A 13,108-nucleotide genomic window follows, 5' to 3' on the forward strand; every position below is an offset into this window, starting at 1 on the left:
GACTTAGATGAGCTTCGAGCAGATCACATCGTTCGAGCAAGCCCTCGACAGGGAAATGACAGGTCGGGAGATTTTCAAGATGCCCGCACCTTCTGTCCTTATCGATGTGTTCGGGGCTATATCGATGGCCGACTCTCGACCAGAGATGAACGGTTTGGCCAACATGCTCAAGAGGGGCCTTGACGTCGCGCTGCCTTTGCTCGTAAAGAGCACCGCATCAACCAGAGAACTCGACATTGGGACAGTATTCCAAGATCTAGAATTCCTGTCGCACTACTACCTCATCAGGGAGTACCTGTACTACAGCTACAACTCGCCAGAATCCTTCTCGTGGCAATTCGAGGAAGGCCGCGTATCCATTGGATTCTCTGACCCTTCTATACCTCGACAGTTCTCCCAGGGGTGGAATGCCGCAATCCTGGACAGCATTGAGATGCACCGCCAGGGTGTGAATAGCCCTGAGATCGAAGAATTGCTGCGCGGTAAAGAAGAATACGGCAGTGGCAAGCACATCATAGAGGCTTTTGAGTCCACACTAGCCGAGGCTAAGGTGCGCGCGCGCCTGAAGTTTGATCTACTGGACGTCGCCTCCGCCAAAATTTCCCTTAAGGGATACGGCTACGAGAGCTTCCGCCGCGTGTACGAGTATCTCCTCGCCAAGGCGCTCTATCATAGATACTACGCTAGGGCTAATTCTACTTGGGCATCATTCCGGTTCCCGAAGGATCAGATTGTAGAGGAGCTCGCAGTTGGCACCGGATTGGCCGACTCGGAAATCTGCTCCATTCTTGGCGATCTGACGTACTCACCAGACAAGAAGCTCCAGCCAATGTATTACAACATCGTCGACCATCCTGCGCTCCCGGACCTTCTTATGACCGCAGGGAGCATGATTGACGATGACATACCGGCACACCTGCTGAGAGTCCAGGCCAGTCGAGACCCGAACTGGTTCCTTTCTGAAGTTAGCAACACACTTGGGGACCAATTTGTCGATCGCCTTGCATCGATGTTCGAAGGAGCTGGCTTCCTGGTGCAGCGGAATGTTCAACTCACCTCGATCAATCCGAAGGCTCCCGATATCGATCTGTTGGTAGTTTCGCGCGAGGAGACGCTTGGATATTTTGTTTACGCCGTTGAGGCTAAAGCGACCCTTCCAGCCTACTGGGCGAAAGACTACCTTCGGTCCCTGAACAAAGGTGGCCTCTCGAAAGCATTTGACCAGGTGGCTAGTGTGCTCGAAACCTTAGGGTCGGAGGCTGGAATCAACTTGCTGGCCGAGCGCGTCCTTTCCCTGGATCCAACTCCTCTCAGCGACGGCCATATAGTACTTAAGTCCCTGATTGTGACTTCGCAGAACTCGGGGATGTTTTTCGAAAAGGAGAGTTCCGGCTGCACAATAGTTGACTATCGAACCCTCGGGCAGATGCTTAAGGCCAGCGATGGCGACGTTGTTTACATTAACGGAATGCTCAAGGCGATCCGTGAAGCTCCGCTCCCGGAAATAGCTAAGATGAACGTGGATGTGGAGGGCATCTCCGTGACATATGATGTCGTCGCAGGATCAGATCCTGTATTTTTCCCGCCCCATGAGTGGAAATCCACTGGTTTGGATGTCCAGGTTGCAAGAGACTTCTTCGATCATGGCGGCTCACGACAAAACCCCCTGGGATAGGGCGTGCCTCCCGGGTGCGCCACGCGGCGCGTCCAGTCGGGCGAAGTCGGGAGGCTGGTCGCGCCGTAGAAGCAGCGCACGACCGCGCCGTGCGCGAGCCTTCCGGCACCGTGTTGACGACCTGGCTAGCCGAGTCGTAGCAGCCTCTGTGCGTGCTGACGGCATATCCGGCCGGGGCCTCGACAGCGCGTCCTCGCGTAGCGTCGCCTTGTGCTGGCACTCTTCGACCTGGACAACACCCTGATCGATCGCAGCGCGGGCCTTGAGGGCTGGGCTCGCAGCTTCGTGCGCTCGCGCCGGTTGCCGCGGACTGCGGAGTCCGTCATATGCGATCGGCTCAGGGAGCGCGCCTACCCAGCGGACTTCATACGCCTGCGGACGGTGCTGGGGCTCGACGATGATCCGAGCAGCCTCTGGCGTGAGTACGTCGCTGGTGTGGCTCGCACGGTGCGCCCGTTCCCTGGGGTTCAGGAAGGGCTCGAAGGGCTACGCCGCTCGGGGTGGACGCTCGGCATCGCAACGAACGGGGCGGGCGACATTCAGCGAGCCAAGCTCGACACGACTCGGCTCGCACCGCTCTTCGACGGCATCTGCGTCTCGGCGGAGGTAGGGGTACGGAAGCCGGAGCGTCGCCTCTTCGAGGCCGCGGCTAGGGCATGTGGCGTCGAGCTGAGCGCTGGCGGGTGGATAATCGGCGACGACCCGGACACCGACATAGATGGAGGAAGGGCAGCGGGCCTAGGGACGGTCTGGGTGGCCAACGGCCGTAAATGGCCTAATGGCCTCCAGAAGCCGGTCGCTGCGGTGCACCGAGTCACAGAGGCCATCGAGCTGCTGCGAGAGAAAAGGAACTAGCTCGAATCGCCGCGCGGGCGTGTATGCAGCTCCTCCATCACGAGCGCTAGATCCGGCGACGCATCCTTGAGGCCCGACCACCGTTCCATAACGGCCGCTGCGGCGTTAGCCAGGTTCGATGGAAGTCCGGCCTCTTCGAGGGCGTGCGCCGCTTCCCTCATCTCGGGACCCCAACGCCACGACCGAGCGGCGACCTTCGGGAAGTACGTGGTCTCTGCCAGATAGCTGGTTGTACGCCCTGCGGCGATGTCGAGTAGTTCCGCCTCCACCCCGTGGTCACTGGCGAGGGCATAGGCGACGGCGGCCAGAGCGCGGCTCGCCTTCTGGTAGCTGCTGTACGACAGCTTGAGCGCGGACGCCTGACCGACCCCGCCTGACAAGGCACGTGCTTGGACGGCGCTTCCGTCGAAGAGCCGGGCGACTGCCGGCAAAGCTTCGGCCGGACCCGAGAGGTAGAAGCGAGGGCTCTTAGAGTCCGACGGCGGGGACCCGATCACGGAGCCGTCGACCACGGCCGCCCCAGAGCAGAGCAGGATGGCGCTGATATTGGCCATCGTCGCTGGAGAGACAGCGTTCCCATCGACGTAAATTCGGGCGTACGAGCACGCCGCGACGTCTCGCGCCACGTCCTCGGCGGCGGCCGGCGGGCAAAGGCTCAGGATAATGTCGGCGCGCTCAGCCATTTCGCTCAGTGCCCGTACGGGTGTGAGCCCGTATCTCTCCGCCCGTGCCCGGCTGGTCGCGCTGCGTCCGATCGGGCACCACAGAACCTCAGCTCCGGAGCGTCGTGCCTCAGCGGCGATGGCTGCTCCCATGCTGCCGGGGTGCAGGATGCCGAGCGTCGTCATGCGACAAGCTCCCGGATGTCCCGGCTCTCGGCTGAGGCAGAGCCCGCGAGGGCGTCGATGATGGCGACGGCCGATTCGCCAGGGCTGAGCTGGTCGGTCCGGAGGGTGAGGGTCCAGGGGTCGGCCTCGTGAGTCAACAGATCCTCTCGGGTTTCGTGCCACACCTTCGTACGCGCCTTCACGTCCCTGTCTCCGCGGCCGACGGAACGCGACTCCGTGACGTCTAGGGGGCACCACAGCAGCACGCGAATCCAGTTCACGGGAAAGCCAGCCACCGCTCTGACGCCAGCGACTTGCCCCATGTGTAGAACGGGGATGCGGCCACCGTCGACCAGAGCCGCGACGCCCTGCCGGTCGATGGCGTACTCAGCTTCGTAGCGGGCGTTGCGGTACAGGAGTTCTCCCGCGCGCGACAACGCTTCGATGTGGTCACCGGTCGTAAGCCGGTATCCGGTCGTGCGTCCGGGACCAGCCTTAAGCCGCTCGAAGAGCGCGAAGTCCGGCCGAAGTCGACACAGTTCACGGGTGATGGTGTCCTTACCGGAGCCCGGAGGGCCGTACAGGATCACGCCGGACGGCGTCACAGCCCACCGCCACTCAGCACGTCGCGCGCTTCATCGACCAGGGCAACGGCCGCGCCAAGACGGTTGTCAACGACGAAGTGCGGACCCTGGGGACGCAACTCCAGATTGAGCGACGACAGGTATTCGTCCCACGCCTCCATCTTCCATGCGTCGCGGGCGGCGCCACGAAACTCGATGTACTCGCGCATGGACTCTGGATCACATTCGACCCAGATGGTCGCGACAGAGACCCGCTTTGAGCGGCAGCGATTCTGGAATCGCAGCATCCAATCGGATTGCGAAAACTCCGAGACGAACGGGGCGTCAAGGATGGTGGAAATTCCGCAATCCACGTTGTCCCAAGCCGCTTCCATGAGGCAGCGGTATTCGAGAGGACGCACTTTTTCGCGATAGAGGTCGGAACTTCGGTCGTGCGCTTCACCGCCAAGCGCAATCAAGAGCTGGTCGACCAGTGGGCGCGTCAGGGAGTCCTTGTCGAGGATCGGCCACCCTGTCAGACCACCGAGGAACTTGGCGAACTCGGACTTCCCGGAACCGGCGAACCCGCCGACCAGCACAACCGTGGGGCCGTCGGTGGCGGCGCCGCTCGTACGGCGCCGCCACGCGTCAACTACGCGGTTGCGGAATGCCTCACTGTCGACGTCATCCGTACCCTCTCGAATGCTGCTGAGCGCCTGCCGTACGGCTTGCGGCTGTTCGTCGTGTGTCTGTACTCGCGGGGCAGGAAGCTGTACGGCGGCGGACTCCACAGGGGCATCCTCTCCGGGCAAGGCTCGACGGAAGCCAAGTTGCGCTTCATTGCGTCGATAGAGTCGGCAGTAGGCCCGCCGGTAATGCGGCCCGGGGTATACCGACCCTTTCTCGTGGCCCCAGATGGTCTGGAAGTTCGCGGCAATGTTGAAGCCGTGCCGCTCCGCGATTTCGCGGAGCTTCTCCCCCGTATCTTCCAGGGTGAGCCCGATCTGTTCGCGATGCTTGCGAAGGAGTTCGGGGTTCCAATCCGGGTGCTGCCGAGCCATCTGCCCCTCCTAGATAGCTACTCAGAGCCGCGAGTGTAGCGGTTCGAGTAGGCCCATGGAACGTCGTGATAGAGCATGTATAAGCGGATGTGTAAAAGAGCCGAGAATTTCTCAGGTAGTGATACGTGATACAGGTTTTCGCGCCGCAGCTGTGAACTAGTGCACACACCGAACGAGGAGGTGCACATGCCACACACCACGGCCGCTCAGGCACTACCCCGGCTTGCTCACTCAGCTTCCTTCGAGCGTCGCGACGCGCTGGCGCAGCTCCCCGACTTCGGTGCGCAGCTTCTCGACTTCCTCGCGCAGCTCGGTCACGATCGCGACCGGATCGGCGAGTGTTGCGGCCCGACCGGCGTCGGGCGTCAGGAACGCGCCCTTGCCCTGGTGGCTGACCGCGAGGCCATCCGTCGTCAGTTGACGGATGGCTGCGCGGGCAACGGTCACCGTGACTTCGTAGCGCTTCTGGATCTGCGCAAGCGAGGGAAGCTGTCCGGTCTCGGTGAACTCGCCATCCGCGATGCGTCGCCGCAGGTCATCGGCCACCTGCTGATAGGCGAATTTGCCGGTCCACTCGACCATCTGCACCCCAAGCCTCTTCTCGGTCTCTGCCTCATAGTGCCCTTGCCTCAGAGGTAGAGCCAGTGCCCACTGCCCTCATTTCGGGCAGGCACTTGACTCACTCTGTCTCACAGTGCACTCTGAGGCAGAGTTTGATTGACCCCCCCAGAGAGGGTGGAGCGCTCGATCGACTCGCCTGACGTGCACAAACAGCGCCCGGAGGCTAGGCCCGGAGCCAGCGCTGCGAAGAACTCAACAGTGTGCCGGCCCAGCCACATGAACACGTGTGGTCGATGGGTGCGGGTCACCATCCCGACCGCCCATGTCGAGCCGGGTGACCTGCCCGGATCCGCCTTTCACGGCGGTGACTGGCATTGGGTGATTGACATCCGCAGAACCTTCGCGGGGCGTTCGCGCCCTGCCTGAGCACCAGTGCTCACGGTCCCCGGCATCTCTGCCGTATGCGGCGTGAGGTGCCGGGGAGCCGCGGTCGCTCGTGCTTCGCGAGAGGACCTGTCCCCGTACGGCGGGCGGCTCCCGGGGTGCCTCCCGGGAGCCGCTGTTCGGGCCGTACCTACTGCTAGGGAGACACGACCCATGAAGCTCATCGTTGCTGTTCAGGAGCCCGTTACCGATGGTCTGCCCGACGCGGAACCGTCCTGGCGGGACCTCCACGCCATCGAGTTGGAGCGTCCGCTGATCGATGCGGAGATGGACTTGCTGGACGTCCAGATCAGCCTGTTGGACCGGCCGGCGTCGGAGCTGGATCAGCGTCGTCTGCGCCGGGCCGCGAACAAGGTCTTGGTCGCCCGCCGCACGGTCGCCAACCGGCTCGGGACGGGGGAAGCCGCATGACCGGCACTGCCGTCACGGCGTCGCCGCGCAAGCTGACCCGCGGCCAAGCGGTCGTGTTGACTGCGGCGTTCGTGCCGATGGTCGCGACCGGTGGTTTCGGTGCGATCGGCACGTTCTCCAACATCAGTCACATGTACGGCAAGGGCACCGCGACCGGTGCGGTCGCGGCCGGTGAGGGCGCCACCGCGGTGCTCGCGCTGGTCCTGCTCGGTCTGACGATGCTGGGCCAGGCGTCCCCGTGGCCGGTGCGCGCCGGACTGTGGGCCCTGCCCGCGGCAGGGTCGGCGATGTCGGCGATGGCTGCCCCGGATGCGGGCCGCGTGGTCATCTACGCGCTGACCCCGATGGGCATGTCCGTGTCCGCCGAGGGCGCTGCGTTCCTCGCGCGTCGCATCGTCGTGCACCGCGATGGCCGCGATCCGGAGGCCGAGCGCAAAACGGCTGAGCTTGTTCAGGCTCTCGCCTATCACCGGGCCCGTGCCGCCAACCACCCGGACGCCAAGGTTCAGGCGCAGTCGGAGCGGGAGTCGTGGAAGCTCGCGGAGAAGGTCGGCGTCGGTGACGTCACGCTCGGGGCGCGGCTGGTGGATGTGCAGCGCGAGCGCGTCACCGAGGGCGCGGATGCCGCGCTGGCCGCCATGTTCGGCACGCCCGTGACGCCGACCGTCACGCCCCTGGAATCCACCTCCGCGACTGCACCGGCCCTGCCCCCCTCGGGCACCGCCCGGGACGCGGAAGACACGCAGGTCAACGCCCTGCCTCCCGGCCCGCACAGTGAGTGTGACGACGGGCGTGACGCCGCCGTGACGCCGGACATCGATCCGCCCGCCGAGGACACCGAGCCGTCACGGGATGAGGAGATTCGCCTCCCGGCCGTGACGCTCGCGGACGTGGCGATGGTCGCGGGTGTGACGGTCCCCGAGCAGGGGGCCACGCTCTCGGATGCTCAGCTGGTCGTGGTGTTGCGGTTCCTGCGTCACTCGCAGAACCCGCCGCTGTCGTATCGGCAGGCCGCGACGGAGTTCCGCGGGCAGGGCTTCAAGGGCGCTGAGGACCGGGTGCGTGAGGCGTGGACCACGCTCATGGCCGCCGAGAGCACGTCGTGAGCCTGCCCGTCTACCGCTGGCGCCTGGCCCCGGACGGCTACGCGACCTACCGGCAACTGCGCGCCCTGGGTCTGCGGCCCGGCGGGCAGGACGTCGCCGCCCAGCTCGAACGCCCGCGGCGCCGGCGTGGCCCGCTGGTCGCCTACCTGTACCGCATCGACCAGGCCAAGCCGGTGCGTCCGATGACCCCGGGCCGGTGGGCGGCGCTGGCCAAGGCCAACGCCGCGCGCCGCGTCTGCCCCGAGTGCCGGCGCGACGTCGGCTACGTCATCCCGCCCTCGCTGGGCATGTGCGGCTCCTGTGCCGCCCCCGAGGAACAGTGCGCCGCCTGAAATCCCCTGACTGAACAGCGCATCCCCCATACAGGCGCAGGACCCGAACGCACCTTCTCACCAGCTCGTTCGGGTCCTGCTTTTCACTCCGGAAGGAGTGCCTTCAGCATGACCGACATCAGTACGGAAGCGGTAGTGGCCCCCGCCACCACCGACACCCCGCCCGCCCCGGCCCTCGCACAGGCTGTGGACAAGGCGGATGAGCAGAAGAACAGCCAGGTAGAGGACGCTCCGGGTGGTTGGCCGGTCGCGCCGCTGGCCCTGTCCGGGGTCAACGCCACGGTCTCCACGATCGCGGGGGCAGGGCTGGTCGGCGGGCCGGTCGCCGCGGCGGTCGCCGCGACCGGCGTGGTCGTGTTCGGCACCCTCGCTTCCTACCGCAGCCGCAACCCGCGCCCGAAGCAGGCCGCGCGCCGGGCCGCCGCGCGTACCGCGGCCCGCCAACACGCCGCCCGACACCGCTCCGGCGGCCTCAACACCGCCGGTCGCAAGACCGGTTCAGGTGGCGGTCGCACGGCTGGCGGGTCGGGCAAGGTCCCCGGTCAGCAGCGGCGCGGACCGAGTGCCGGTCTGGGACGTCGTGGGGCCAGTCAAGGACGGTCCGGGGCGGCCAAGCACAGTGCTCCGGTCTCCCTGAACAAGCCCGCCGGGCTCAAGAGCGGCAGTCGCGGCGGTGCGGCGGGAGCACTGTCGAAGGTGGGGCAGGTCAAGGCGCTACGGAAGGCACAGAAGCAGGCCGGAGCGTCCCGCGCGCAGAAGCGGGAGCAGACATCCGCGGCCCGGCGCGCGGTGGCCGACGCTCGCCGCAACGCCCCCAAGCCCCACAAGAGGCGGGCACAGTCGGGTGGTCTGGCGGGCCGGATGCTGGGCGGTGCAGGCCGTAAGGCGCGTGCGATGAAGCAGGCGGCCATCGCCAAGCAGCGGGCGCGCCGGGACGCGGCCACCGCGCGGAAGGTGGCCGACGGGCGGTCCAGCGTGCGCAAGGCGCCCGCCCGGCAGGCCGCGAGGAAGGCCCTGCGCCGCTCTGCAGCGCGCTTCCACGGGCGTCGCGCCCTGGCCGCACTGCTCGCGCTCCCGATCGGTCTCCTCGGGTTCCTGGCCAGCCCGTTGGGTCGGAAGTTGGGCCTGCCCTGGCTGGTCCACCCCGGTCGGCGCCTGTACCGACAGCTGACCGGCGCGGCCCGCGAGCAGCGCGCCGAGCGCGATGCGGCGATCCGTGAGGAGCAGGCCGCCGCGGAGGACGCGGCAGAGCAGGAGGCCGCCAAGGACGTCACCGACGGGCTCAGGGAACGGGTGGAGCGCCCGGCCGGGCCCGTCCCGAACAACACCGACCGCACGTCGACCAGTAGCGAAGGAGAGCACGTGTCCGGGTTCCAGTTCGAAGAGCACGCTGCCGAGATGGAGCAGGCCGCCCAGGCCTACGACCCCGAGGACGCCATGGAGATCCTGGCCATGGTCGAAAGCCTCCCCGCCGCGCTCACGTCGGTGGCGAACGTGATGAAGATCCTCGCGGAGCGGGCCGACAGTGAGTTCCCGCTGGAGAAGGAGGTCGCGGACGGCTTCAACGACATCTTCGGCGCCCTGATGAGCGCGGTCGCGGTCGCGGAGGACATGGGGCCGCTGTTCCGGCAGGCCCACGAGCAGGACATCGCCCGCCATGAGGACCCCCGCAACGGCCCGGAGGCCGAGAAGGGTTGGAACGTCTGACATGAGTGCCACCACTGCCGCGAACAAGAAGAAGCAGGCGGACAGTGGCCCGGTGCTGGACTGGAGTGCCGGTCACGGACCCGTGACCGGCGCCCTGTCCGCAACCACCGGAGCCCTGGCCATCGCCACTACCGGTGCCGCGACCGGCATGCCGCCCCTGTGGGCGCTCGCTGTCGGGGGTGCTGGCGCCCTCGGTCACACCGTGGCGGGGCTGAAGGTCCGCAACGCGGGCCGCACCCTCGCGTTCAAGGCCGCGTCCTGGCTGGTCGGCGCCGGGTGGACCACCTGGGCCATGGCCACCGGCGCCCTGTCGTGGGCCGCCCTCGGCTCCCTCGCCACGATCGGCGTTGGGATGGGCGCCGGGGCCCGCTCCGTCGCCCTGTATGAAGAGGCTCGCGAGGAAGAGGCCCTGGCCGCGGAGCGTCGCCAGATCGCGCAGGAGATGAGTGCGGAGCGACGCCAGATCGCCGCGGAATGGGTGGAGCGGATCCGCCGGATCTGCAACATCACCGTGCGCGTGCTGGCCGTGGAGATGTGGGAGACCGGCAACGGCTACTCCCTCGATCTCGAACCGCAGGGCGGCACCACCTACGACCGCATCGCCCAGTACGCCGCGGCCCTGTCGGCGGACGCGAAGCTGCCGCACGGCTGCACCGCCGCGGTCGGCCCCGGCGTCCACCAGGGCCGGGCGATCGTGGACGTCACCACCCGCAACGTTCTTGCCGAAGCCCGCACCTACCCCGAGGACTACACGCCGCTGTCGATCCTGACCGGCATCCCCTGGGGTTTCCGCACCAACGGTGACGACGTGCTCGCCTACCTGCGCGAGCAGTGCGCGCTGGTCGTCGGGCCGACCGGGTCGGGCAAGACGAACATGCTCCACACGATCCTGGCCGGACTCGCCCGCGCAGAAGACGTCCTGACCTGGGTGATCGACCTGAACGCCGGATCCGCCGGCCTGCCCTGGGTGCGCCCCGCCCTGAGCGGCGAACTCAAGCAGGCGGACGGGAATCCGGTGCGGCCCGGCGTCGACTGGCTCGCCGGCACCTACGAGGAAGCCTTGAGGCTGCTGGACGCAGCGATCGCGGTCGGACTGCACCGCAAGCGCGCGTATCAGGAGCTGATGGCCAAGCACGACACCGACCTCCTGCCGGTGAGCGCGAAGATTCCCCAGATCATGCTGGTCATCGACGAAGGCGCGGAGATCCTGGTCAGCACCGACCGGCGGATGAAGGAACTCGCCAAGCGGATCTATGAGTTCATCCGCATGCACCGCTCCATGGGCGGACGCACGATCATCACCGCACTGGGGGCGACCGGCAGCGTGCTGGGCAACCTCCTCATCCGCCGTGAGGCCAAGGTCCGCGTCGCCCTGACCGGTGGCGAGACCGAGGGCATGGATCTCTCCAAGATGTTCCCCGGTCGGCGCGGGCTGCGTGTGGATCAGGCGCCCTTCAAGGGTGCTGGCTTCATGGGCACCCCCGAGTCGCCGGGCGCACTGTTCAAGGCGTGGCGGATCAAGCCCTCCCAGATCCGGGACATCACCGTCGCCACCAGCGACCGGCACCCGCGTCTGGACGCGGTGTCCGCAAATGCCGCGGGCGCCGACTACGCGCGGCGGTGGGATGGGGAGCGCACGGCCTGGATGCGCGACCTCACCCCGGAAGCGGCCGGCACCGAGCAGTCCGCACCCGGCGCCGCGGGCGGGCTGAACCTGTCCGCCCACCGCACCGACCGCGCCGCGGCACCGGGCGGGGACGACGACTTGTTGCGCCGGTTCCGCGAGGAGATCGACGCCCAGTTCGCCACCGCCCCCGGCCCCGACACCCCTCCGCCCGCGACAGGGCTGAACCTGTCCGCACTGCGCAAGGAGCGGGAGCAAAACAGTCCCGCGCATCAGGCCGCGCTCGCCGCGCTCCTCGCCGCGGGCCCGGAAGGAACGGGCGCGTCCGCAATCGCTCGTGCGCTGGCGGACCAGTACGGCACGACGCGGCAGACCGTCGTGGGCTGGCTCAAGACGTGGGCCGATGAGGGCACTGCGGTGCGGGTCGGGGAAGGGACCAAAGCCCGCTACGTCCACCGCGACCACGCCCCCGAGCCGCCCTCGGGCGACTAGTGCTTGTCGCTTGTCACCCGTCCCGCAGGCACACCCCTTCTCGGGGTGTCGTGGGGGTCTCAAACGGCTTGTGACCTGCAAGGCGACAAGCGACAAGACAAGCAAGGCGACAAGACAAGCGACAAGCCGCACGACAAGCCATCGGCGGGCAGCACCCGGATTCGGATGCTGCCCGCCGGCCGTTGCCCAAGGGGGCTCCTCATGATCGTCACCCTGTCCGCCGTCGCCCTCTTCGGGCTCCTCACGTTCGTCCTCATCCGCACCCGCTACGTCGGCCCGGCCGCCGCGCTCGCGGTGTTCCTGTTCGGATTCTTCACCGCCGATACCGGTGCTTCCACCGCCATCCGCGCCGCCATACAGGCCCTCATCAACGCCGCATCCACCATCGCCTGACCCACTGGAAGGAGGCACCTGCCGTGAGCGAGACCAACACCCCGGCCGACTGGTGGCCGCGCATGAGCGACGAGGCGGCCAACGCCGAAGCCCGCCGCATCATCGACGACGTCTACCGGCCCACCCCGCCCCCGACGCCGATCCTGACGTCCTACCGCGACAACACCGAGCCCCCGAGCGTCGGGGACGCGCCGCCGGCCTGGCAGGACGACCGTCGGATCGTGCCCGCCTGGGCCGCCGGAACCGCGGTCGCCTCCATCGGCCTCGGCGCCGGCACCACCGGGATCGGCTGCGGCATCTGGCTCGTGCTGAAGGGATTCGCCTCCATGAGCGTCACCGGCGTCGTCTGCATGGGCGTCCTCTTCTCCGGCATCGCGTTCGCCGCACTCTCGATCGGCGCCGCCTTCTCCCGCGCCAGGCGCTCCGTGTCCAAGCACGTCTACACCGGGCCGGTCACCAAGAACACCCACGTGACCACCCACACCCGGGGCGCGTTCGCCCGCTCCCACACCCACCTGCACAACTGACCAGGAGGCAGCATGACGACCACCACCGTCGAACCCGCCAAGCTCACCCACGAGGCGGCCGAAGCCATCCGCGAGTTCAACCACCGCACCTTTCCCCGCCCCGGGACTCCGGGGCTGACGTACCCGGGAGAGGCCTACGACGCCATCGCGGCGCTGAAGAGCCTGGCCCAGCGGCTCCCGCAGGCCATCGAGCAAATCGGCACCGCGCTCGATGTCCTGACCACCATCGGCCACCTGGGATCCGCCGACGGCCAGGACCCCGCCCAGCACGTCGCCGCCACCCAGAACTTCCTGATCACTGCCATGGAAAACGCCGGCGGCCTCGCCCAATGCCTGGATCTCGCGCACAGCGCCATCAGCCCCCTCACCTACAGCGGTCCCGAAAACGGGCCTGAGGAGGAGCCGTGCGGGGAGGGCATGTGCCAGTGCTACTGCATCGGCGCCGGTCACCCCTGCGGCTGCGACTGCCCCTACGACGACGACTGCGACTGCGACTTCTGCGACGCCCGCAACCAGTACTAGCTACGCCA

14 protein-coding genes are annotated in these 13,108 nt (G+C 67.1%); 10 read left to right on the plus strand and 4 right to left on the minus strand.

The genetic code is table 11. The annotated features are described in order from the left end of the window. Positions 1-7 precede the first annotated feature (7 nt). Complete coding sequence (locus ACSHXN_RS18000; RefSeq protein ID WP_438303349.1) at positions 8-1,675, plus strand: hypothetical protein; 1,668 nt, start codon at positions 8-10, stop codon at positions 1,673-1,675. 210 nt (positions 1,676-1,885) lie between these two features. Then, entirely contained in the window at positions 1,886-2,530 is a 645-nt protein-coding gene (locus ACSHXN_RS18005; RefSeq protein ID WP_438303350.1) for an HAD family hydrolase, read from the plus strand. Here the strand turns inward: ACSHXN_RS18005 and ACSHXN_RS18010 are convergent. The 4 genes from ACSHXN_RS18010 to ACSHXN_RS18025 all read right to left on the minus strand — a co-directional run bounded on the left by ACSHXN_RS18010 (position 2,527) and on the right by ACSHXN_RS18025 (position 5,563). Beyond that, entirely contained in the window at positions 2,527-3,378 is an 852-nt protein-coding gene (locus ACSHXN_RS18010) for a DUF1932 domain-containing protein (RefSeq protein WP_438303351.1), read from the minus strand. The genes ACSHXN_RS18005 and ACSHXN_RS18010 overlap by 4 nt on opposite strands. After that, entirely contained in the window at positions 3,375-3,947 is a 573-nt protein-coding gene (locus ACSHXN_RS18015; RefSeq protein WP_438303352.1) for an AAA family ATPase, read from the minus strand. The genes ACSHXN_RS18010 and ACSHXN_RS18015 overlap by 4 nt, the downstream gene beginning before the upstream one ends. 11 nt (positions 3,948-3,958) lie before the next feature. Continuing rightward, positions 3,959-4,981 carry an AAA family ATPase gene (locus ACSHXN_RS18020; protein WP_438303353.1) on the minus strand — a complete coding sequence of 341 codons (1,023 nt, stop codon included), beginning with the start codon at positions 4,979-4,981 and terminating at the stop codon, positions 3,959-3,961. Between the two features lie 231 nt (positions 4,982-5,212). Beyond that, positions 5,213-5,563, minus strand: a complete 351-nt coding sequence (locus ACSHXN_RS18025; protein WP_402183775.1) for a GntR family transcriptional regulator — start codon at positions 5,561-5,563, stop codon at positions 5,213-5,215. Positions 5,564-6,139: 576 nt separating this feature from the next. Between ACSHXN_RS18025 and ACSHXN_RS18030 the strand changes: the two genes are divergently transcribed. The 8 genes from ACSHXN_RS18030 to ACSHXN_RS18065 all read left to right on the plus strand — a co-directional run bounded on the left by ACSHXN_RS18030 (position 6,140) and on the right by ACSHXN_RS18065 (position 13,100). Next, positions 6,140-6,397: a DUF6284 family protein gene (locus ACSHXN_RS18030; RefSeq protein ID WP_438303354.1), complete on the plus strand. Its 258-nt coding sequence runs from the start codon at positions 6,140-6,142 to the stop codon at positions 6,395-6,397. Next, positions 6,394-7,503, plus strand: coding sequence for a hypothetical protein (locus tag ACSHXN_RS18035; protein ID WP_438303355.1), 1,110 nt, complete (start codon positions 6,394-6,396; stop codon positions 7,501-7,503). Before ACSHXN_RS18030 ends, ACSHXN_RS18035 begins: the two co-directional genes overlap by 4 nt. After that, on the plus strand, positions 7,500-7,835 hold the full coding sequence (locus tag ACSHXN_RS18040; RefSeq protein ID WP_438303356.1) for an RRQRL motif-containing zinc-binding protein: 336 nt from the start codon (positions 7,500-7,502) through the stop codon (positions 7,833-7,835). The genes ACSHXN_RS18035 and ACSHXN_RS18040 overlap by 4 nt, the downstream gene beginning before the upstream one ends. A gap of 108 nt (positions 7,836-7,943) precedes the next feature. Then, positions 7,944-9,542, plus strand: a complete 1,599-nt coding sequence (locus ACSHXN_RS18045) for a hypothetical protein (RefSeq protein ID WP_438303357.1) — start codon at positions 7,944-7,946, stop codon at positions 9,540-9,542. A gap of 1 nt (position 9,543) precedes the next feature. After that, complete coding sequence (locus ACSHXN_RS18050) at positions 9,544-11,658, plus strand: FtsK/SpoIIIE domain-containing protein (protein WP_438303358.1); 2,115 nt, start codon at positions 9,544-9,546, stop codon at positions 11,656-11,658. A gap of 201 nt (positions 11,659-11,859) precedes the next feature. Further along, on the plus strand, positions 11,860-12,051 hold the full coding sequence (locus ACSHXN_RS18055; RefSeq protein WP_359401934.1) for a hypothetical protein: 192 nt from the start codon (positions 11,860-11,862) through the stop codon (positions 12,049-12,051). 23 nt (positions 12,052-12,074) lie between these two features. Continuing rightward, entirely contained in the window at positions 12,075-12,578 is a 504-nt protein-coding gene (locus ACSHXN_RS18060; protein WP_438303359.1) for a hypothetical protein, read from the plus strand. A 12-nt stretch (positions 12,579-12,590) separates the two neighbouring features. Continuing rightward, positions 12,591-13,100, plus strand: coding sequence for a hypothetical protein (locus ACSHXN_RS18065; protein ID WP_438303360.1), 510 nt, complete (start codon positions 12,591-12,593; stop codon positions 13,098-13,100). The last annotated feature ends 8 nt before the right edge of the window (positions 13,101-13,108 follow it).

Source organism: Streptomyces sp. HUAS TT11 (assembly GCF_051553595.1).
GTDB lineage: Bacteria > Actinomycetota > Actinomycetes > Streptomycetales > Streptomycetaceae > Streptomyces.